The organism is Aeromonas sp. ASNIH8 (genome assembly GCF_002919855.1).
In the GTDB taxonomy this organism is placed as follows: domain Bacteria; phylum Pseudomonadota; class Gammaproteobacteria; order Enterobacterales; family Aeromonadaceae; genus Aeromonas; species Aeromonas caviae.
The window spans coordinates 1-20,384 of the sequence record NZ_PQLN01000025.1; the positions used below are offsets into that span (position 1 = coordinate 1).

Annotated in this window: 17 protein-coding genes; 8 read left to right on the plus strand and 9 right to left on the minus strand. The window is 63.9% G+C overall.

What is annotated here, in order from left to right; genetic code table 11:
* Positions 1 to 237: 237 nt before the first annotated feature.
* The 3 genes from C3418_RS08705 to C3418_RS08715 all read right to left on the minus strand — a co-directional run bounded on the left by C3418_RS08705 (position 238) and on the right by C3418_RS08715 (position 3,503).
* Positions 238 to 1,902 (minus strand): AMP-binding protein, encoded by a 1,665-nt coding sequence (locus C3418_RS08705; protein WP_010674458.1) that lies wholly within the window; start codon positions 1,900 to 1,902, stop codon positions 238 to 240.
* A 99-nt stretch (positions 1,903 to 2,001) separates the two neighbouring features.
* Positions 2,002 to 2,280 (minus strand): YfcL family protein, encoded by a 279-nt coding sequence (locus C3418_RS08710; protein WP_010674457.1) that lies wholly within the window; start codon positions 2,278 to 2,280, stop codon positions 2,002 to 2,004.
* Between the two features lie 107 nt (positions 2,281 to 2,387).
* Positions 2,388 to 3,503 carry an ATP-NAD kinase family protein gene (locus C3418_RS08715; protein WP_010674456.1) on the minus strand — a complete coding sequence of 372 codons (1,116 nt, stop codon included), beginning with the start codon at positions 3,501 to 3,503 and terminating at the stop codon, positions 2,388 to 2,390.
* Between the two features lie 116 nt (positions 3,504 to 3,619).
* Between C3418_RS08715 and C3418_RS08720 the strand changes: the two genes are divergently transcribed.
* Positions 3,620 to 4,342 (plus strand): TerC family protein, encoded by a 723-nt coding sequence (locus tag C3418_RS08720; RefSeq protein ID WP_010674455.1) that lies wholly within the window; start codon positions 3,620 to 3,622, stop codon positions 4,340 to 4,342.
* An 86-nt stretch (positions 4,343 to 4,428) separates the two neighbouring features.
* Here the strand turns inward: C3418_RS08720 and aroG are convergent, their stop codons facing one another.
* The 5 genes from aroG to C3418_RS08745 all read right to left on the minus strand — a co-directional run bounded on the left by aroG (position 4,429) and on the right by C3418_RS08745 (position 10,227).
* Positions 4,429 to 5,484, minus strand: a complete 1,056-nt coding sequence (gene aroG, locus C3418_RS08725) for a 3-deoxy-7-phosphoheptulonate synthase AroG (RefSeq protein ID WP_010674454.1) — start codon at positions 5,482 to 5,484, stop codon at positions 4,429 to 4,431.
* Positions 5,485 to 5,680: 196 nt separating this feature from the next.
* Positions 5,681 to 6,961, minus strand: coding sequence for a 3-phosphoshikimate 1-carboxyvinyltransferase (aroA, locus tag C3418_RS08730; RefSeq protein WP_010674453.1), 1,281 nt, complete (start codon positions 6,959 to 6,961; stop codon positions 5,681 to 5,683).
* 170 nt (positions 6,962 to 7,131) lie between these two features.
* Positions 7,132 to 8,220, minus strand: a complete 1,089-nt coding sequence (gene serC, locus C3418_RS08735; RefSeq protein ID WP_010674452.1) for a 3-phosphoserine/phosphohydroxythreonine transaminase — start codon at positions 8,218 to 8,220, stop codon at positions 7,132 to 7,134.
* 224 nt (positions 8,221 to 8,444) lie between these two features.
* A complete protein-coding gene (locus C3418_RS08740) occupies positions 8,445 to 9,374 on the minus strand; it encodes an electron transfer flavoprotein subunit alpha/FixB family protein (RefSeq protein ID WP_010674451.1) in 930 nt (309 codons plus the stop codon).
* A 103-nt stretch (positions 9,375 to 9,477) separates the two neighbouring features.
* Positions 9,478 to 10,227 (minus strand): electron transfer flavoprotein subunit beta/FixA family protein, encoded by a 750-nt coding sequence (locus C3418_RS08745; RefSeq protein ID WP_010674450.1) that lies wholly within the window; start codon positions 10,225 to 10,227, stop codon positions 9,478 to 9,480.
* Between the two features lie 126 nt (positions 10,228 to 10,353).
* Here C3418_RS08745 and C3418_RS08750 point away from each other — a divergent pair, with 126 nt between their 5' ends.
* The 3 genes from C3418_RS08750 to C3418_RS08760 all read left to right on the plus strand — a co-directional run bounded on the left by C3418_RS08750 (position 10,354) and on the right by C3418_RS08760 (position 13,966).
* Positions 10,354 to 11,997: an electron transfer flavoprotein-ubiquinone oxidoreductase gene (locus C3418_RS08750; RefSeq protein ID WP_029314405.1), complete on the plus strand. Its 1,644-nt coding sequence runs from the start codon at positions 10,354 to 10,356 to the stop codon at positions 11,995 to 11,997.
* A 415-nt stretch (positions 11,998 to 12,412) separates the two neighbouring features.
* Positions 12,413 to 13,360 carry a magnesium/cobalt transporter CorA gene (gene corA / locus C3418_RS08755; protein ID WP_005301617.1) on the plus strand — a complete coding sequence of 316 codons (948 nt, stop codon included), beginning with the start codon at positions 12,413 to 12,415 and terminating at the stop codon, positions 13,358 to 13,360.
* 144 nt (positions 13,361 to 13,504) lie between these two features.
* Complete coding sequence (locus C3418_RS08760) at positions 13,505 to 13,966, plus strand: DUF2919 domain-containing protein (RefSeq protein WP_010674448.1); 462 nt, start codon at positions 13,505 to 13,507, stop codon at positions 13,964 to 13,966.
* Between the two features lie 9 nt (positions 13,967 to 13,975).
* On the opposite strand, the gene C3418_RS08765 is transcribed toward C3418_RS08760, so the two are convergent.
* Positions 13,976 to 14,725 carry a hypothetical protein gene (locus C3418_RS08765; RefSeq protein ID WP_029314403.1) on the minus strand — a complete coding sequence of 250 codons (750 nt, stop codon included), beginning with the start codon at positions 14,723 to 14,725 and terminating at the stop codon, positions 13,976 to 13,978.
* A 216-nt stretch (positions 14,726 to 14,941) separates the two neighbouring features.
* On the opposite strand from C3418_RS08765, the gene C3418_RS08770 reads away from it, so the two are divergent.
* The 4 genes from C3418_RS08770 (at position 14,942) to C3418_RS08785 (ending at position 20,368) form a co-directional block, all read left to right on the plus strand.
* Positions 14,942 to 16,177, plus strand: coding sequence for an MFS transporter (locus C3418_RS08770; protein ID WP_010674446.1), 1,236 nt, complete (start codon positions 14,942 to 14,944; stop codon positions 16,175 to 16,177).
* Positions 16,178 to 16,237: 60 nt separating this feature from the next.
* Positions 16,238 to 18,211 (plus strand): siderophore amonabactin TonB-dependent receptor, encoded by a 1,974-nt coding sequence (locus tag C3418_RS08775; RefSeq protein WP_010674445.1) that lies wholly within the window; start codon positions 16,238 to 16,240, stop codon positions 18,209 to 18,211.
* Between the two features lie 78 nt (positions 18,212 to 18,289).
* Positions 18,290 to 19,306 (plus strand): amonabactin ABC transporter permease subunit 2, encoded by a 1,017-nt coding sequence (locus tag C3418_RS08780; RefSeq protein WP_010674444.1) that lies wholly within the window; start codon positions 18,290 to 18,292, stop codon positions 19,304 to 19,306.
* 12 nt (positions 19,307 to 19,318) lie between these two features.
* Entirely contained in the window at positions 19,319 to 20,368 is a 1,050-nt protein-coding gene (locus C3418_RS08785) for an amonabactin ABC transporter permease subunit 1 (RefSeq protein WP_010674443.1), read from the plus strand.
* Positions 20,369 to 20,384 lie beyond the last annotated feature (16 nt).

Genomic DNA, 20,384 nt, shown 5'->3' on the forward strand with positions numbered 1-20,384 from the left:
GTGTGTGACCCCAAGATGCATTTGCCAAACCACTGGGATCCCGCCTCTCCATGGATTTTGCAAATACCTTTCCCTGCCGTTCCCTCGACGCGGGGCGGTATGGCGGCGGCGGGAAACGTCGGGGAAGGGGTCAATGCCCCAGCCCCCTGTCGGCTTGCTTCCCCCTGAAATACAGCGGGGGAGCCACTGGCTCCCCCGCTGTCATTGATGTGGCCGATATGGCGGTACCGACCCCTGTCAGGACTCCCACAGGATGCGCTGGCTGCCGGACCAGCGTTCGCCGATGTCCGCGTATTTTTGTTCCAGCAGGTGGCGGCGGATCTTCATGGTGGGGGTCAGCACCCCGTTCTCGATGTTCCAGGGGCTCTTGACCACCAGGATGCCCCGCAGGCGAGCATGGGATTCCAGCTTGTCGTTGACCCGGTTGAGGGCGGCCTCCAGCTGGGCTTCCACCCCGGCTTTGTCCCCCTTCATGGCGCTCTCGGCGAGCTGCACCAGGGCAACCGGCTGCGGCATGCCGTAGCCGATAACGCAGAGCTGCTCGATGATGGGCTCCTGCCCGAGCATCCCCTCGATGGGCACCGGGGCCACGTACTTGCCCTTGGCAGTCTTGAAGACATCCTTCATGCGGCCGGTGATGGTGAGGTAACCCTCCCTGTCCAGCTTGCCCATGTCACCGGTGTGCAGCCAGCCCTCGGCGTCGATGGCCTCTGCACTGTGCTCGGGATCCTTGTAGTAGCCCACCATCATGCCGTCGCAGCGACAGAGGATCTCCCCCTCGTCGGAGATCTTGATGGTCACCCCGGGCCCGGCCTTGCCGACGGTGCCTATCTTGTCCGCCCGGAACGGGTAGTTGAGGGTGGAGTAGGCGTGGTTCTCGGTCATGCCCCAGGCCTCGGTGATATGGATGCCGATGCTGTGATACCACTCCAGCAGCGCCGGGGCCACCGGCGCAGAGCCGCAGCCCAGCACCCGCGCCTGATCCAGCCCCAGCCCCTTTTGCAGCTTGCTCTTGATGAGGCTGGAGACGAGGGGGATCTTGAGCAGCAGCGCCAGCTTTTTCTGGGGCAGCTTCTCGTGGATCTTGATGCGGAACATGGCCCAGAGCCGCGGCACCGAGATGAAGACGGTGGGACGGCAGCGCTTGACGTCCTCGATGAAGGTGTCGAGGGATTCGGGGAAGGCGATGGTGGCACCGCTGAACAGGCTGCCGCCGTAGATGTAGACCCGCTCGGTGATGTGGGCAAGGGGCAGGTAGGAGAAGCCGCGATCCTCGGCGGTGAGGGAGACCGCCTCCACCAGCTTCTCGCAGGACCAGGCGTAGCGCTCCACGCTCAGCATGGCCCCCTTGGGCTTGCCGGTGCTGCCGGAGGTGTAGACCAGGCTCAACAGGGCATCCGGCGCCTGCACCGGGCTGTCCGGGATGGGGTCGTATTGCGCCAGCAGATCGTCCCACTGGTGGGCGGCCGGCATGGTGTCGTAAGGCAGGGCGATACGCAGCAGATCCCCGGGCACCCCCGCCTCCTGGCTCTTCCAGTCGTCCAGCTTGCCGACGAAGATCGCTCTGGTTTCGCTGTGGCGCAGCACGTATTCGATGGTGTCGACGTTGGCGGTGGGGTAGATGGGCACGCTCACGTATCCCCCCATCTGCATCGCCAGATCGGCAATGAACCACTGGGCGCAGTTCTTGGAGAGCAGGGCCACCTTGTCACCGGGCTCCAGGCCCAGGGCGCGCAGTGCCGTCACCATGCGCCGCGCCTCGTCGGCGACCTCACCCCAGGTGAAGTCAACGTATTCGCGGTGGATGGTCTGACGCAGATAGATTCGGTCGGGACACTGCCGCTCCCAGTGATAGAGCATCTCGAGCGGCAGTCTGGTGGCAATGCGTGAGGTGGAGGCCATGGTTTAATCCCTGAAACAAAAGGCGAGCCTCATTATTAACCTTTTGATAACACTCAGGGAAGCAGATTACTTAAACTTGTGTTTGAACTGCGAATGGGATCAAGCTTCCGCCTGGGCCTGCAGACGCTTCCACATCTCCTGCACCAGCACCTCGTCCTGCTCGGAGAGCTCACCCTGCAAGATGGCCTCGTTCAGGCTGCGCAGCACATAGCTCTTGACGTCCCGCACCAGGGTCTTGCCCTCCAGCTCGGCGCGCGCCACCGCAAGGGAGATGTGCCCTCGCAGATAGCCGCCCGCAAACAGCTCGTCTTCGCTGGCCGTGGCGACCATGGCGTCGATCAGTCCCAACAACTTGTGTTCAAAATCGTGAATCGTCATTTAACGCAGCCTCATTTCCGGGGTTGCCGGCAAAAAATTCGGGGAGTGGAACCGCGATCCGGTTGATCGCGGCTCTCTGGCGCCAGGCCAGCCGCATCCTTGATGTCCTATTCCGGGTTGGCCACCGGGTAGATGACCTGATCCTTGTATCCCGTGGTTATGCGCAGATAACCACTCAACGACCGGTTCAGTGCCGGATCGTCGGTGTCCACCAGCAGCGGACGGCCTTCTAGCGCCGCCAGCTTGGCTTTGGTGGCGAGCACCTGGATATGCTCGCGCCCGACGGCCCGGATCACGTCTGGACTCAATTGCTGATTTCCGCGCCCGAACAGATGTCCCTGACCGCCGATCAGGGTGATGATCAGACGGCAGCGACGGCCGCGGATCCGGGTCAGGATCTCGGCGGCGCTGAGATCCTGCCCGATAAGTTGGCCATTTTCCACCAGATCCACACCGAGCAAGGTATTTTCCAGACCCAGCTCACCCATGCAGGCGGCCACCGTGCTCCCCGACCCCATCAGGTAGAGGGTATCGGGCTCCATCTGCTCCACCACACCGGCGGCAAGATCGGCGAGCACCAGCTCCTCGGACTCCCGCCCCCCCTGCTTGACCGCCTGCACGTAGCGCAGATCCCCGGGCACCAGCAGCTGCCCGTAGTGGCGGGCGCGCACCTTGCCGGCGCGAAACGCCTCCTCGTCGATGTCCATCACCTCCGCATCCACCAGGCTCAGAAGCTCCCCTGCGATCATTCTGGCCGCCACCCGGCCGCTTGCCGCCGGCGTCACCCCGTAGACCCCGGAGTGGATTTTGCACCCCGCCGGGATGCCGAGCACATGGCAGGACTCCCCCACCGCCGCGCAGATGTCACGGGCGGTGCCATCGCCACCGGCGAAGAGCAGCAGATCCACCCCGGCATCGCGCAGGGCCAGGGCGGCGGCCCGGGTATCCTCGGCGCTCGTCTGCGCCCCGGCAGGCCGATGGACGATGCGATGGGGCAGCCCGAGCTCTGCGGCAAGCGTCTCCCCCATCTCACCGGCCACCGTCAGCAGCTCGAATGACGTGGTCAGCTCGCACAGGGGCAACAGGGCCTGGCGGGCCCGCTCCCGGGCCTTGGGGACGGCCCCGCGCGCCAGCGCCTCGGCGACCATACCGTCACTGCCCTTGAGACCGACGGCCCCGCCGATGCCGGCGACGGGGTTGATGATGAGCCCTAATCGAAACATGTTTCCCTCCTGTTGGATCGCCGCCATTTTATCTTTTCCCGCCACTGGGACAAGCCATGACCCCCTGCTAAAATGCGCGGCTTCTACCTCAATCACTGTTCAACCAAGGTTCAATCATGCTGGAATGGATTGCTGACCCCTCCGCCTGGGTCGCGCTCGCCACCCTGACCCTGCTCGAGATCGTGCTCGGCATCGACAACATCATTTTCATCTCCATCCTGGTGGGTCGCCTGCCGGAAGCCCAGCGCCAGAAAGCGCGCATCCTGGGGCTGGGGCTCGCCATGGGCACCCGCATCCTGCTGCTGCTCTCCCTGGCCTGGGTGATGCGCCTCACCGAGCCCCTCTTCACCGTGCTGGGGGAAGCCATCTCGGGACGGGATCTCATCCTGCTGGTGGGGGGTCTGTTCCTCATCGCCAAGAGCACCCACGAGATCCACCAGAGCCTGGAAGGGGCCGCCGAAGAGGCGGGTGTGGTGAGCAAGACCGCGGGCTTCCTGTCCACCCTGGTGCAGATCGCCATCCTCGACATCATCTTCAGCCTGGACTCCGTCATCACCGCCGTGGGCATGGCGGATCATGTCCCTGTCATGGTGCTGGCCATCATCATCGCCGTCGGCGTCATGATGTTTGCCGCCAAGGCCATCGGCGACTTCGTCGATACCCACCCCACCATCAAGATGCTGGCCCTCTCCTTCCTTATCCTGGTCGGGGTGGCGCTGATGGCCGAAGGGCTGGATCTGCACATTCCCAAGGGTTACATCTACTTCGCCATGGCCTTCTCGCTGGTGGTGGAGATGATCAACATCCGCCTGCGCGGCCACCAGGAGCGGGCCAAGTAAACCGCGACCTGCCGAGAGATGGCCAAACAAAAAGCGCGACCCAGGGTCGCGCTTTTTTATTGCCCCGCCAACGGGGCGCCTTGGGCTCAGAGGGCGTTGCGAGCGGCCACGGCGTCCGCCAGGTTGCGCAGCAGCACCTCGGTATCGGCCCAGCCGATGCAGGCGTCGGTGATGCTCTGGCCGAAGGTGAGCTCGCACCCGTCCACCAGATCCTGACGCCCTTCCACCAGGTGACTCTCCACCATGACGCCGAACACCGCCTTGCTGCCGGTACGCAGCTGACCGGCCACGTCCTCGGCCACCAGCATCTGGTTCTTGAACTGCTTGCTGCTGTTGGCGTGGCTGAAGTCGATCATCACTTTCTGGGGCAGACCCGCCTTGTCCAGACCACTCACCACCTCATCCACGTGACGGGCGCTGTAGTTGGGCTCGCGGCCACCGCGCAGGATGATGTGACAGTCCGGGTTGCCAGCGGTCGAGACGATGGCGGAGTGGCCGTACTTGGTCACCGACAGGAAGTGATGCGGGGCGCTGGCGGCGCCGATGGCGTCGATGGCCACCTTGATGGTGCCGTCGGTGCCGTTCTTGAAGCCCACCGGGCAGGAGAGACCGGAGGCCAGCTCGCGGTGTACCTGGGATTCGGTGGTACGGGCACCGATGGCACCCCAGCTCATCAGATCCGCCACGTATTGCGGGGTGATCATGTCGAGGAACTCGGAGGCGGTCGGCAGCCCCATGTCGTTGAGATCCAGCAAGAGCTTGCGACCCAGGCGCAGGCCGTCATTGATCTGGCAGCTGTTGTCGAGGTAGGGATCGTTGATCAGCCCCTTCCAGCCCACTGTGGTACGGGGTTTTTCGAAGTAGACCCGCATCACGATCTCCAGCTGATCTTTCAGCTCGTCGCGCAGCACCTTGAGGCGTTTGCCGTATTCCAGGGCGGCGACCGGATCGTGGATGGAGCAGGGGCCGATCACCACCAGCAGGCGATCATCGTCGCCGGCCAGGATGTTGTGGATGGCCTGACGGGATTCAAACACGGTGGCCGAGGCGGTGTCGGTCGCCGGAAACTTCTCAAGCACCGCAACCGGGGGCAATAACTCTTTGATTTCACTGATACGAACGTCGTCGGTTTGATGCTGCATGACCAAGTTTCCTGCTAGATGACTGCGATAAAGAGATCTCAATCTAGCCCTGTGCCGGGTCGGTGTAAATAGAAAATTACATTCTTCGACAAGGAATTTTATTATCGCACCTTGCAAGTTTGCATAATGCTGCTAGGAGGCATGAAAAAAGCGGGGGCAGAGATGAAAAGGCCCGCACGAAGCGGGCCGAAAGGGCTCAGGCCTGACTGACGCTGGCCAGCTTGTCGAAGTAGTCCGGGAAGGTCTTGGAGGTGCAACCCGGATCATTGATGGTGACCGGCGTATCGGAGAGTGCCACCAGGGAGAAGCACATGGCGATGCGGTGATCGTTGTAGGTGTCGATGGCCGCGTGTTTGAGCTGTGCGGGCGGGATCACGGTGATGAAGTCGTGCCCCTCCTCCACTTCCACGCCCAGCTTGCGCAGCTCGGTCGCCATGGCGTGCAGGCGGTCGGTCTCCTTCACCCGCCAGTTGTAGATGTTGCGGATAGTGGTGGTGCCCTCAGCAAACAGCGCCGTGGTGGCGATGGTCATGGCCGCATCCGGGATGTGGTTCATGTCCATGTCGATGCCGTGCAACGGCCCCTGCTCGGCCTCGATGAAGTCATCGCCCCAGGTGATGCGGGCCCCCATCTTCTCCAGTACGTCGGCGAAGTGGATGTCCCCCTGGATGCTGTTCTTGCCGATGCCGGTAACCCGCACCTTGCCCTTGATGGCGCCCGCCGCGAGGAAGTAGGAGGCGCTGGAGGCATCCCCTTCCACCAGGAAGTCCCCCGGGCTGACATAGGTCTGGTTGCCCTTGATGTAGAACACCTTGTAGTCGTCGTGCTCGATGACCACCCCGAACTGCTTCATGATGTGCAGGGTGATGTCGATGTAGGGCTTGGAGACCAGCTCCCCCTTGATGTGGATGCGGGTGTCGCCGGCCGCCATGGGGGCCGCCATCAAAAACGCCGTCAGGAACTGGCTGGAGACGGAGCCGTCGATGTGGACATCGCCACCCCAGAGCCCCTTGGCATCCACCACCAGAGGCGGATAGCCATCTTTCTTCAGGTACTGGATGTGGGCACCCGCTTCGCGCAGGGCATCCACCAGGTGGCCGATGGGGCGCTCTTCCATGCGCGGCTCGCCGCCCAGGGTGTACTCGCCGGAGCCCAGGCACAGGGCGGCGCACAGGGGGCGCATGGCAGTACCGGCATTGCCGAGGAACAGGTTGACCGGTGCCGAGACCGCGAAGCTGCGACCCAGACCGTGCACGGTGCACTCGGTCTTGTCGGCGGAGAGCTTGTACTTGACGCCGAGCTGGGTCAGCGCCGCCAGCATGTGACGGATGTCATCGCTGTCGAGCAGGTTGGTCAGCCGGGTGGTGCCCCGGGCCAGGGCCGCCAGCAGCAGGGCCCGGTTAGAGACACTCTTGGAGCCGGGCAGATTGACCACCCCGGCCACACTAGAAATGGGTTCCAAACGCAACGAATTCATAGACTTCCTGTTCGATCTCAATTAAATCACCTGACCGGACGTTAACAGCCCGCGTCCCCCGCGGCAAGTTCGACAGTGGCACGACCGCGGGAGACGGCAGCCTGGGTCAGGATGGGTCTGAAAAACAGACGCCGGGGAGTCCCCGGCGTCTGGCAATGGGGAGACACGCCTCAACCGTGGCGTTTGGCAAAATCATCCATAAAGCTGACTAGGGCCTTGACCCCTTCCAGGGGCATGGCGTTGTAGAGGCTGGCGCGCATGCCACCGACGATGCGATGTCCCTTGAGAGCCAGCAGACCGGCCGCTTCCGACTCCGCCAGGAACAGCTTGTCCAGGGCCTCGTTTTTCAGCTGGAAGGGCACGTTCATGCGGGAGCGGCAGGCCACATCCACCTTGTTGCCATAGAAGCTCGACTGATCGAGGTAGCCGTAGAGGAAGTCGGCCTTCTCCTTGTTGCGTGCTTCCATCGCCGCCAGGCCACCCTGCTCCTTGAGCCACTCGAACACCAGACCGGCCAGGTACCAGGCGTAGGTGGGGGGCGTGTTGAACATGGAGTCATTCTTGGCGGTGAGCTGGTAGTCGAAGATGGACGGCACATCGGCGCGGGCCTGATTTAGCAGGTCATCGCGCACGATGGCGATGGCCAGACCAGAGGGGCCGATGTTCTTCTGGGCACCGGCGTAGAGGATGCCGAAGCGGCTCACGTCGAGGGGACGGGAGAGAATGGTGGAGGAGAGATCCGCCACCAGGGGCACATCGCCGGTGGCCGGGATGTCGAACATCTCGATGCCATCGATGGTTTCATTCGGGCAGTAGTGCACATAGGCGGCATCGGCGCGAAACGCCGGCGTCGGCAGCAGGTGGGAGACTCCCTGCTCGTTCTTGGCCACCCCCTGGAAGGTCTGGATGTCACCGTATTTCTGGGCTTCATCCACGGCGCTCTGGGCCCAGACGCCGGTCACCAGGTAATCCGCCTTCTTGTTGGCGCCACCCAGCAGGTTCATGGGCACGGCGGAGAACTGGCCGCGGCCACCGCCGTGCATGAAGAGCACCTTGTAGTTGTCCGGCACCGCCAGCAGGTCGCGCAGGTCCGCTTCGGCCTTCTCGGCGACCGCCATATAGGGCTTGCCGCGATGGGAAAGCTCCATGACCGAGGCTCCCAGCCCCTGGAAATTACAAAATTCGCGCTGGGCGCGCTCCATGACTTCAACCGGCAACATGGCGGGGCCGGCGCAGAAGTTGTAAATCTGTTTGCTCATGACGCTTTCCGTGAATGGATGTGTGTGATCAGTGACTCGAACGTTTTTACACGACAGCCCCCCGTGGGGGCAAAGGCTTTTTGGGATCCAGCGCAACCTTTTGCCCCGGCGCCACCGGGCCCCCATCAGACAAAAGCCCTGAACGGGCCAGGGCTTGCAGAGAATATGCATGGAAACGGGGGCGAGACAGCACGGACGGCTTTCTTCGCCCCTTTGTGGCAAATTTACAGCTTGGCGGTGAGCTCCGGCAGCAGGGTGAAGAGATCCCCCACCAGACCGTAGTCCGCCACCTGGAAGATGGGGGCCTCGGCGTCCTTGTTGATGGCGACGATCACCTTGGACTCCTTCATCCCCGCCAGATGCTGGATGGCGCCCGAGATGCCCACCGCGATGTAGAGCTCGGGGGCCACCACCTTGCCGGTCTGCCCCACCTGCAGGTCGTTGGAGACATAACCGGCATCCACGGCGGCCCGCGATGCCCCGACGGCAGCCCCCAGCTTGTCCGCCAGAGCGTCGATGAGGGCAAAGTGCTCTTTCGAGCCGAGTGCCCGCCCGCCGGAGACCACCACCCGGGCCGCCCCGAGCTCGGGTCTGGCGGAGCGCACCGCACGCCGCTCGATGAGCCGGGTACGGCAGCGCACCTCGGCCACCGGCAGCGATTCCATCAGGGCACGCTCCTCCCCGGACCCGGCCTTGGCGAACGCTGTGGGCCGCACGGTGAGCACCTTGACGGGGGCGCTGCTCGCCACCCGGGCGATGGCGTTCCCCGCATAGATGGGACGCAGGAAAGTGTCGGGCCCCTCGATGCCGGTCACCTCGGCGATCATCTCCACCCCGAGCCTGGCCGCCACTCGCGGCAGCAGATCCTTGCCCTGGCTGCTGGCAGCCATCAGGCAGTGCTGGTAGTCCCTGGCCACCTCGGCGAGCAGTCTGTCGACCCCGTCGTTGAGCCCCTCCGCCAGCATGGGATGTTCCGCCAGCAGCACCCGGTTTACCCCCGTGAGGGCGGCGGCCTGCTCCCCCGCCTCCGTCAGCCCCTGCCCCAGCAGCAAGAGATGCACCTCGCCCCCCAGGCGCCCCGCCGCCGTGACCAGCTGGGCCAGGTTGTCGGCGATCCGCCCCTGATGATGTTCCGCAATCACAAGTACGCTCATGGCAGCACCTTCATGTCATCCATTGATCCCTTGCTCCCCGGGGCCGTTGCCCCATGCATGGCGCTCACGCCTGCGGGAGGCATCCCTCTCATGCCCCTGCCCATCAGAGCACCCGGGCTTCGTGCTTGAGCTTGTCCAGCAGCTCGTCCACCGAGCCCACCCTGATGCCGGCGCTGCGCACCGGCGGCGGCATTACCCCGAGCTGCCGTGTCTGGTCGGCCGGCACTACCCCGAGGGCGGCGAACGGCTGGCTCTCCAGCGGCTTGCGCTTGGCCTTCATGATGTTGGGGAGGGAGGCGAAGCGAGGCTCGTTGAGGCGCAAGTCCACGGTCACCACGGCGGGCAGCGCCATGCCGAGGGTCTCGAGGCCACCGTCTATCTCGCGGGTCACCTGCAATTCCCCCTCCACCAGCCTGATGGCGGAAGCGAAAGTGGCAAGCGGCCAGTCATTGAGGGCGGCGAACATCTGCCCTACCTGATTGTTGTCGGAATCGATGGACTGTTTGCCGAGCAGCACCAGATCGGGCTGCTCCTGCCCGCACACCGTTTGCAGGGCCCGGGCCACGGTGAGCGGAGTCAGGGTCTCGCCGGTAACATAGTGCAGCGCCCGATCCGCCCCCAGCGCCAGGGCATGACGCAACTGCTCGGCCGCCGCCTCGGGGCCAAAGGTCACCACCACCAGCTCGGATGCCACGCCGGCTTCCCGCAGCCTGACCCCCTCCTCCACCGCGATTTCACAAAACGGGTTGATGCCCATCTTCACATTGGCGAGCTCCACATCGGAGCCATCCCCCTTGACCCGGATCCTGACGTTGTAATCAACGACCCGTTTGACTGCGACCAGCAGCTTCATGGCGGTCATCCCTCATACCTGTTGTGTGGGTCCACCTTGTCGTCACTCACTTTTCTGCTGACAAAGTGGTTTACGTTTACGTAAACTACCAGCACTACCCTAGGCCAAGTCGAGCACAGAGGCAAGATGGAACGCGAAGCAATGGAATTTGATGTCGTCATCGTCGGTGGCGGCCCGGCAGGCCTGAGCGCCGCCATCGCATTGAAGCAGCAGGCCCCGGCCCTCTCGGTCTGCCTGCTGGAGAAGGGGGCCGAGATCGGTGCCCACGTCATCTCCGGCGCCCTGCTCGATCCCGTCGCCCTCAGGGAGCTGCTGCCAGAGAGCTGGCAGGAGGCCCCCCTCGGCGTGCCGGTGACGGATGATCAGGTCCATCTGCTGCAAAGCGACAGCCGCTCCCTGCAGCTTCCCCACTGGGCGGTGCCACCCCGCATGCACAACGACGGCAGCCACATCATCAGCCTCGGCACTCTCTGCCGCTGGCTCGGCAAGCAGGCCGAGGCCCTCGGTGTCGAGATCTACCCGGGCTTTGCGGCGAGCACCCTCATCGTGGAGGAGGGCCGGGTACGCGGGGTGGTGACCGGCGATCTTGGTCTCGACAAGGAGGGCAACCCCAAGCCGGATCACGTGCCCGGCATGGCCCTGTATGGCCGCTATACCCTGTTTGCCGAAGGGGCGCGCGGCCACCTCGGCAAACAGCTGATCGCCCGATTCCATCTGGAAAATAGCGCCCAGCCGCAGCATTACGCCATCGGCTTCAAGGAGGTGTGGCAGGTGCCTGCGGGACAATCCCATCCTGGGCGGGTGCTCCATGGCAGCGGCTGGCCCCTTGGTGAGGGAAAGGGCAACAAGAGTCAGGGGGGCTTTTATCTCTATCATCTGGCCCAGGATCAGGTGGCAGTTGGCCTTATCGTCGATCTCAACTACCAGAATCCCTGGCTCAGCCCCTTTGACGAATTCCAGCGTCTCAAGCACCACCCCCTCATCGCGGCAACGTTGCAGGGGGGCGAGCGCATCAGCTACGGCGCACGGGCCATCACCAAGGGGGGCTGGCACTCATTGCCGCGCATGCACTTTCCCGGCGGCCTGCTCATCGGTTGTGACGCGGGCACCCTCGACTTCTCCCGCATCAAGGGGATCCACACCGCCATGAAGTCCGGCATGGTGGCGGCCGCGACGGTCGCCATGGCACTGCGAGGACGGGATGAAGGGGGACGGGATCTGGCCGAGTTTCAGGACGCGCTGCTGCAAAGCTGGCTGACCCGGGAACTGAAGAGGGCCCGCAACGTTGGGGCCGCCCTGCACCGCTTCGGCCCCTGGCTCGGCGGCGCCTTCAACTGGCTGGAGCAGCGACTCTTTGCCTTGACCTCTCCTTTTACTCTGCTGGACAAGGAACCGGATTACCGCCAGCTGCGCCTGGCCAGCCGTTGCCAGCCCATCGACTACCCCAAACCCGACGGCAAGCTCAGCTTCGACAAGCTCTCGTCTGTCTATCTGGCCAGCACCAGCCACGACGAGGATCAACCCTGTCACCTGACCCTTCAGGACGCGCGCATTCCGGTTGAGGTCAACCTGCCCACCTGGGCCGAACCCGCCCAGCGCTACTGCCCGGCGGGGGTGTTCGAGATCCTCGATGGGGATACCCGGCCAAGGCTGCAGATCAACGCCGCCAACTGCATTCACTGCAAAACCTGCGACATCAAGGATCCCAGCCAGAATATCGTCTGGACGCCGCCCCAGGGCGGCTCGGGCCCCAACTACCCCAATCTGTAACAGGCTTGCCCACGCACACCAGAGCAGATAACAAGGAGACGCAGCCCCGGAACACCGCCCGGAGACCGTTTTCTGCGCTTGGCCGGGCGCTGTCGCAGGGCGACCAGCAACCCGTCATTCCCGCCGGTGAGCCCGGGCCCTCCTCCACTCCAGGGCGAACAAAGGAGGTGACGTCGGGATCGCCCGTTTCGAGGTCGGCGTGGCTGATCCGACCTCGCCGCTTTTTTGAGCGAACAGGCTGAACCCCTGATGAATAGGCCCTGACAAGCGGGTCCCGCCCCTGTATAGTTCGCCGCATTCAGGTTGTCCATCGGCCTCGTTATGCTATTTCATGGGATCGCTTTCCGTGCGATCTAAGGCCGCATGAACCTGTGCAACCATCCCTGATTACCCATGACTTCTTAAGGGGGGACAGATGATCACCGCCTACATTCTCAACAACAAGGTGCTGGACATAGTCACGCTCGGGCCGGATGACATCGTTCCCGACAACACCGTCTGGCTGGATGCCTACAAGCCGGACACAGCGGAGCGAGAATGGTTGACGGGCCTGTTCCTGGAGGAGGTGCCGGACAAGGAGGAGCTCGATGACATCGAGGCATCCGCCCGCTTCTACTGGGACACCGACGGTCTGCACATCCACTCCCTGTTTCCCCAGCGCATCGGCCGCGACACCAAGGGTGTGCACGTCTCTTTTACCCTGCGCAACAACCTGCTGATCAGCATTCGCGAGGATGACATCGGCCTGGTGCGTCTGCTGCGCCACTACATGCGCCAGGACAGGCTGGAGGTCGAAGACGCCCTCGACATCCTGCTGGAGGTGCAGAACCTCAAGGTGGAGTACCTCTCAGACCTGATCGAGGATGGCTACAAGACCCTGGAGAACACCGCCGATCAGATCTTCGAGCCGGACCAGATCAACCCCATGCTCAAGGAGCTGATGGCCCAGGAAGAGGCCAACGGCCAGATCCGTCTCTCCCTGCACGATACCCGCCGCGCCCTGCGCTTCCTCAAACGCAGTTTGCGCCAGCGCATGACGGGGGAGCAGAACAAGTGGATCGACGAGATGCTGCACGACGTGGAATCCCTGCTGCCCCATACCCAGTTCCTGTTCGACAAGATCAACTTCCAGTTGGAGGCCTCCATGGGGGTGACCAATCTGGAGCAGAACAAGGTGATCAAGATCTTCTCGGTAGCCGCGGTGATCTTCCTGCCGCCGACCCTTATCGCCAGCATCTACGGCATGAACTTTGGCCGCATGCCGGAGCTCGCCTGGGAATACGGCTACCCCCTCTCCCTGGTGCTGATGGTGATGTCATCGCTGGGCACCGGTCTCTTCTTCAAGCGAAAAGGCTGGCTGTGACGCCGGAACCCGGCAACTAAAGACTGTGGATTGGGGGGGCTGGCCCCCCGATTAATTCCCGGCCGTTGCCGGCCTTGCAATGGCCTGCCCTGTGCCCCATATCCCCTTCATCACTCGCACTGCATGAATGGATACCGGGCCACCATGACCCTCTACCCCGAACACCGTTACGACGATCACGGCCAGTTGCGCCCCCCGCTCTGGTTCTGGCCCATCGCCCTCTTGCTGACCCGCTCGGTCTGGCTGTTTCTGATGGCGGGGGTCACCCGGGAGAGTGGCAGCGCCATCCTGACCCTCTTCTACCCGGACAAGCTCACCCTCTATGTCAGCCTGCTGACGGACGTGCCCGCCATGCTGGTGCTGCTCGCCTGCGGCGGCACCCATCGCCAGACCCACAGTGCCAGAGCCTGGCTCAGACGCCACAGCCGCGCTCTGCTGCTTTGCTCCACCGCGAGCGGCCTGGTGATGCAACTGCACAGCCTCAATCTGCAGCAGTGGTCGTTCAACTGGCCCACCGCCCTGGTGCTCATCGCCAGCCTCTGGGCGCTCTGGTATCTGCTGAGAAGCCGCCAGTTGCGGGATTACGCTCTGGATCAGCCCCACTGACAGGCTGGTTCACTGGCGCGTGACCCGGATCTGCAAAGTCTGGCGTTCGCTGCCGCTGGCCCCGCCCATGCCTGATGGATTGGCGATCGCGGCCTCCCGGCTGCCTTGGGTTGTGGAAAGCTCCCCCACCGTCAGCCACTGGCCCGGGGCGCCGCTCACCTCGGTGGCACTCTGGCCGGTGTGTATGTTGCCCCGCTCCACTCTTGCCTGTTCACTGCTGAGGGCCACCTGCACCCTGTCCCCTATCAGGGTCGCGGTGGCGTAGAGACCGTTCATCAGCGGCATCATGCCCACCACCCTTCCCCCCTGCCACTGGTAAAAGGTGACCGGCTGATAGGACCCCATCTTCAACAACACGGGCCGCCCGGAGAGGCCACGCACCTGCCAGTTGTCACTCTGGCTGCGTTCATAGTGCCGGGCATCCCCCTCCAGCAACCACTGCCGTTTGGCATCCAGGCCCAGCCCCACTCCGGCCTGCTGACTGCTGGAAGCGCCATCCACCCGCCACTCGATGAGCAGGCTTTGGGGCGGCTGGTTCACTTGCGCCAGGGTACGCTCGGCCTCCTGCAACTGGGCGGGGGTTCCGCTCAGTACCAGCTGGTTGCCCATGGCGCTCACCCCGAGATCCGGGTAGATCTCCTTGAGCGTCTGCACCGCGGCATCCGCCTCGAATACCGGTATGACCTTCACTTCGGCCCTCAGGGGCAATGCCAGCAACAGGCAGCACCCCAGCCCCCAATACCCTGATCCAGCGCGCATCTTCTCCTCCCGGCGTTCACCGCCACCCTCTCGCTTCCTGCCATCATGGTCCATGGCGCCCCGATTGCAACGGGCCTGGTATGCAACCCCACACAGAGGCACCAGATAAGGACTCATTAAGACACCCGATTAACACAAATAAAAATGGTTATCATTTGTTGTCACAACAAAAACCCTCGGATACAATTCGGACTCATTTTTTCGAGTCAGCCTCTGATGAAGCCAGAATCCGTCGCATCCACCCCTGCCGCCATCCACCTTGCGCTGCTCATCAACATGCTCTCCATGGGCTGCATGATGATGGTGATGCCCCTTGGCCCGGAACTGGTAACCCGCCTGGGGATGCTGCCGGAGCAGACAGGTTACTTCAGCGGCGGCGCCACCCTGGGCGCCGCTCTGCTGGGCCTCCTGGCCGCCCCCTGGCTCGATCGGGTCAACCGCAAACCCGCTCTGCTGGTACTGCTGGTCCTGCGCTTCCTGCTCTTGATGGCTTGCGCCCTGGCCGAGGATAGCCAGACACTGCTGCTGCTTTTCATCCTGTCCGGCTGCGTGGCCGGCCCCCTGGGGGCCATCCTGATGGCGGCGGTGCTGGATCTGGTACCGCCCGCCGAGCGGGGCCGCCGTCTCGCCTACGTGGGTATGGCGTTTTCCCTGGCCGCCATTCTGATCGTGCCCGCGGCCCTCGTGCTGGCCCAGTGGTCTGGCTGGCAGAGCCCCTTCCTCTTGTTTGGTGCAGGCGGCCTGCTGCTGGCCCTGCTTTGTGCCATCTGGCTGCCGTCCCTGCCGGTCAACCGGGCCCCGGCAGGCCAGGGGATGCGCCAGTTGCTGGGGTCACCACTCTGCCAGGGAGCCCTCTTCATCCTCTGCCTGCAGATGTTCGGCCACTTCCTGCTCATTCCGCACTTTGCCAACTACTTCCAGTTCAACCTGGGTTTCCCGCGCGAGCAGATCGCCAGCCTCTATCTGTGCGGCGGCCTTGCCAGCATGGCCACCATGCGCCTGTGCGGCGGCTGGATCGATCAGGGTCGCGCCCAGGGCGCCATCCTGCTCACCAGCCTGGCCCTGGCCCTGATCACCCTGGTGGGCTTTGCCTTGCCGGCAGGCCTGCCTCTATATCTGCTGTTCACCCTCTTCATGGCCCTGAGCTCCGCCCGTGCCAGCACCACCCTCGCAGTCACGGCGGCCATTCCGGCCCCCCATCAGCGCGCCGCCTTCATGTCTTTCCAGGGCTCGGTCACCAATGTGGCCGCGGGCCTCGGCAGCCTGTTCTCCGCCAGATATCTGGTCTCCGACGAGGGGGGCGCTCTGCAAGGTTTCTCCACCCTGGCCTGGATCAACATTGCGTGCACCCTGGTGGCCTGCGCCGGAGTCTGGTTCCTCATCCGGAGCCTGAAGCGCACAAGAGATAACAATAATCCTGCCTCTGGCACCGCCAGACAAGGAAGTCAGTGAGCACCGGATCAGAAGAATCCGGACCCCATAACCTCAGTTATATCCATGGAGTTTTTGACAATGCAGTTGCAGCACGGCCTCTTTAAACTGAACCCCATTCTGCTCTCCCTTGGTCTGCTGGCCGTACCGGGCCTGGCCCAGGCCGAGTCCGTCAAGGCCAACGAGACGGTGGTGGTCACCGCCACCCAGACCAAGCACACCGAGCTGACCGCCCCGGCCAGCGTCTCCGTGGTCACCCGCGCCGATCTGGACAAGATGAACGTCAACAACATCGGCGATGCCCTCAAGCACGTGCCCGGTGTCAACATCATCGGCACCAACCCCACGGGTCGCAACGAGATCAAGATCCGCGGCATGGGCGGTGACTACACCCTGCTGCTGGTCAACGGCAAGCGGGTCAACGCCCGCGAGACCCTGGGCAGCTCCTTTGGCAACGACTTCGACTTAAGCTCCATCCCCATGGCCGCCATCGAGCGCATCGAGGTGATCCGCGGTCCCGTCTCCTCCCTGTACGGGGCCGATGCCCTCGGCGGCGTGGTCAACGTGATCCTGCGCCAGGCCAAGGAGAACACCGAAGCGGCCGTCGGCTACACCCACACCATGCCCACCAAGGGGGATGGCGGGGATGCCAACCAGGGTAGCGCCTTCGTCTCCGGCGCCCTGATCGACAACAAGCTGCTGGGCAGCGTGGTGGTGGAAGGCTATCAGCGGGATCGCTGGAAGAGCGAGCAGTCCAACAACCCGGATGCCGACGCCCTGGAGAAACGGGAAGTGGTCAACGTGCTCTCCAGCCTGAAGTGGCTGGTGGCCGACAACCAGGACATCGACTTCGATCTGGGTTACAACCAGAACGACATGGACAGCTACTTCAACAACGTGCCCCGTGCCCCGACCGCACCGGCTACCCCCCACAACGTGCAGAAACTCGATCGCCTGAGCCTGGGGCTGACCCACAACGGCCGTTGGGAACACTTCGACAGCCGCGCTCGTTACTACTTCGAGCAGACCGATCTGATGGATGACTCCCAGCTCAACGGTGGCGCCGCCGACATCACCCAGACCAACAACACGGTGGATGGCCAGTTGAGCGGCTACCTCGGGGATCACCTGCTGACCTCGGGTGCAGAGTTCCGCAAGACCGAGCTGGAGCACAGCCGCAGCATCCAGAACGGCAGCGTGGATGCGAGCCAGAGCGCTCTCTACCTGCAAGACGAGTTCGGCTTTGGGGATCTGGCCCTGACGCTCTCCGGCCGTCTGGATCACCACGAGACCTATGGCAACGAGTTCAGCCCCCGTGCCTACGCCCTCTACTCCCTGAGTGACGAGTGGGTGATCAAGGGCGGCGCCGGCAAGGCGTTCAAGGCCCCGACCCTGGCCCAGTCCAGCGAAGGGTTCGCCACCACCGCCTGCCGCGGCGCCTGCAAGGTGATAGGCAACCCGGATCTGAAGCCGGAAACCTCCGTCAGCTACGAGCTTGGCACCGCCTACAACGCCGATCGCTTCGGCGCAGGGGTGACCGGCTTCCACAACGAGATCGAGGATCTGATCCAGAGCGATCAGTGGGGCCCGGGCTACCGTCCGACCGTCATGACCTACCTCAACGTCAAGAAGGCCCGCATCAAGGGGCTGGAGCTGACCGGCTGGTTCGACGTGCTGGACAACGTGCAGCTGACCGGCAACCTGACCCTGCTGGACTCCGAAGACAAGAGCACGGGTGACGATCTGGCCAAGACCCCGGATCACACCGGCAACATCGGCCTGGACTGGAAGGCGAGCGACGTGGTCAGCGCCAACCTGGCCTGGCAGTATGTCGGCAGCCAGGTGATCAAGGTGCCGGCCCGCAACGCCCAGGCATTCACCTCCAAGCACTACCAGACCCTGGACGTGAACACCAAGTGGACCGTCACGCCGGCCCTGGACTTCAAGCTCGGCATCACCAACCTCACCAACACCCAGCGTGACGAGGTGGCGACCGACGCCGACTTCATCCTGGAAGGTCGCACCGTCTACGCAGGGGTCGATTACAAGCTGTAATCCATCCTGTATGCGGGAGCCCCGGTCGCGGGGCTCCCTTTTTGCGTTTCTGCCTCCCCGAATTCAAGGAGTCATTGAGTGCTCAGATACCAAGCTCGGCTGTTCTGGCTCGGCGTGCTGCTCCTCTTCCTGCTGATTTGTCTGTCACTGGCCACCGGGGCCGGTGTCTATGGTGGCCGCGAGGTCGCCGGTTTCCTGATGGGCGATCCCGCCTTCGTGGCCGATGAAAAGCTCGCCATGATAGTCCATACCCTGCGCCTGCCCCGTACCCTGGCAGCCCTGGTGGTGGGGGCGTCACTCTCCCTGGCGGCTTCCATGCTGCAAAGTGCCACCCGCAACCCTCTGGCCGAACCCGGCCTGCTCGGGGTCAATGCCGGCGCCGTCTTTGCTCTGGTGATCGGCCTCACCTGGTTTGGCGTCGAATCCGCCTACGGGTATCTGCTCTGGTCCGGCATGGGGGCCCTGCTCGGCAACCTCATCGTGCTGGGCCTCGGCCTCATGGTGGGGCGCTCCAACCCCCTCAAGCTCATCCTGGTAGGGGTCGCCCTCTCCGCCACCTTCGGCGGTCTTTCCAACTTCCTGCTGCTCTCCAACCGGGTGGTGCTGGAGCAGTTCCGCTTCTGGAACTTAGGGTCCCTTGCCGCCTCCAGTCTGGAAGCGGTACTCACCGTGGTCCCCTTCGCCCTGGCCGCCCTGCTGCTGACCCTGGCGCTCTGTCGCCCTCTCACCCTGATGCAGATGGGGGATCACCAGTCCAGGGCCCTCGGCATCCGCCCCACCCGGGTGCGGATCGGCGTGCTCTTGGCCGCAACGCTCTTCACCGCCTGCGCCATCGCCATCGCCGGTCCCATCGGCTTTGTCGGCTTCCTCGCCGCCTACTGCGCCCGCCTGGTGGAGCCGGTTCGCCTCGCCATCCAGGTGCGCTTCTCTGCCCTGTTCGGGGTGCTCTTTCTGCTCGGTGCCGATGTGCTGGCCCGCTGGCTTATCCAGCCCTACGAGCTGCCCAACGGCGTCATTCTGGCGCTCATCGGGGCGCCCGTGCTCATCCTGGTGGTGCGCAGCGGCGGCTTCCGCTCCCTGCTGGCCGTCAAATAAGGTGCCACGCCCATGAAGAACTCTCTCTCACTCCCGAGCGGCACCCTCTGCCTTCGCCTTGGCAGCCGCACCCTGTTGCTGCACCGCCGCGCCTGGCTCATCACCCTGGGGCTCCTGGTCGCCCTCACCCTGCTCTCCCTGCTGGCCCTCACCCTGGGTTCCGGCAAGATCACCATGATGGGGGTGATCCAGACCCTGCTCGGGGAGGGAAGCCGACTCGATCAGGTGACCGTCTTCAAAATCCGCCTGCCGCGCCTGTTGGCGGTGCTGGTGGCCGGCGCCGCCATGGGACTCTCGGGCTGCCTGGTGCAGACCCTGGTGCGAAACCGCCTCGCCACCCCGGACATGATCGGGGTCAACGAGGGGGCATCCCTGGCCATCATCATCTTCTCCCTCTATCTGACGCTGGGCACCTGGCCCTGGTGGGCCGCCCCCTTCGGCGCCCTGTTTGCCGCCGCCGTGCTCTATGCCCTGTGCAACAAGCCGGGGGAGCAGGGCTACCTGTTCGTGGTGATCGGCATCGGGGTCTCGGAGCTGATGAACGCCCTCGGCCAGTTCGTCATGTCCACCCAGTCCCTGGTGCACCTCACCAGCCTCTATCTGTGGAACATGGGCAACTTCGTCGGTCAGGGCTATGGCACCCTGCTACCGGTGAGCCTGCTGCTCCTGCTCATCTGTCCCTGGACCGTCTGTCTCTCCCGCTCCCTCGGCGTGCTGCGCCTGGGACCGGTGACGGCCAGCACCCTCGGGGTCAACGTGAACCGGGTCCAGCTCGGGGTGCTGGCCCAGGCCATCATCGTCGCAGCCCTTGGCACCGCCATCGGCGGCCCCGTGGTCTTCATTGCCATGGCGGCCCCCATCCTTGCCTCCTGGCTCAGCCGGGATCGCATCGTGCCGCTCTGGATTGCCGCCCTGTGCGGCGCCCTGATGCTGCTCGCCAGTGACACCCTGGTGCGGGTGCTGGCCAGCCCCCACGAAGTGGCTACCGGCATCATGACCCGCATTCTCGGCGGCCTGCTGCTGCTCTTCATCCTGCTCAAAGATCGCCAGAAGGCCGACTGACCATGGCATTCATCCA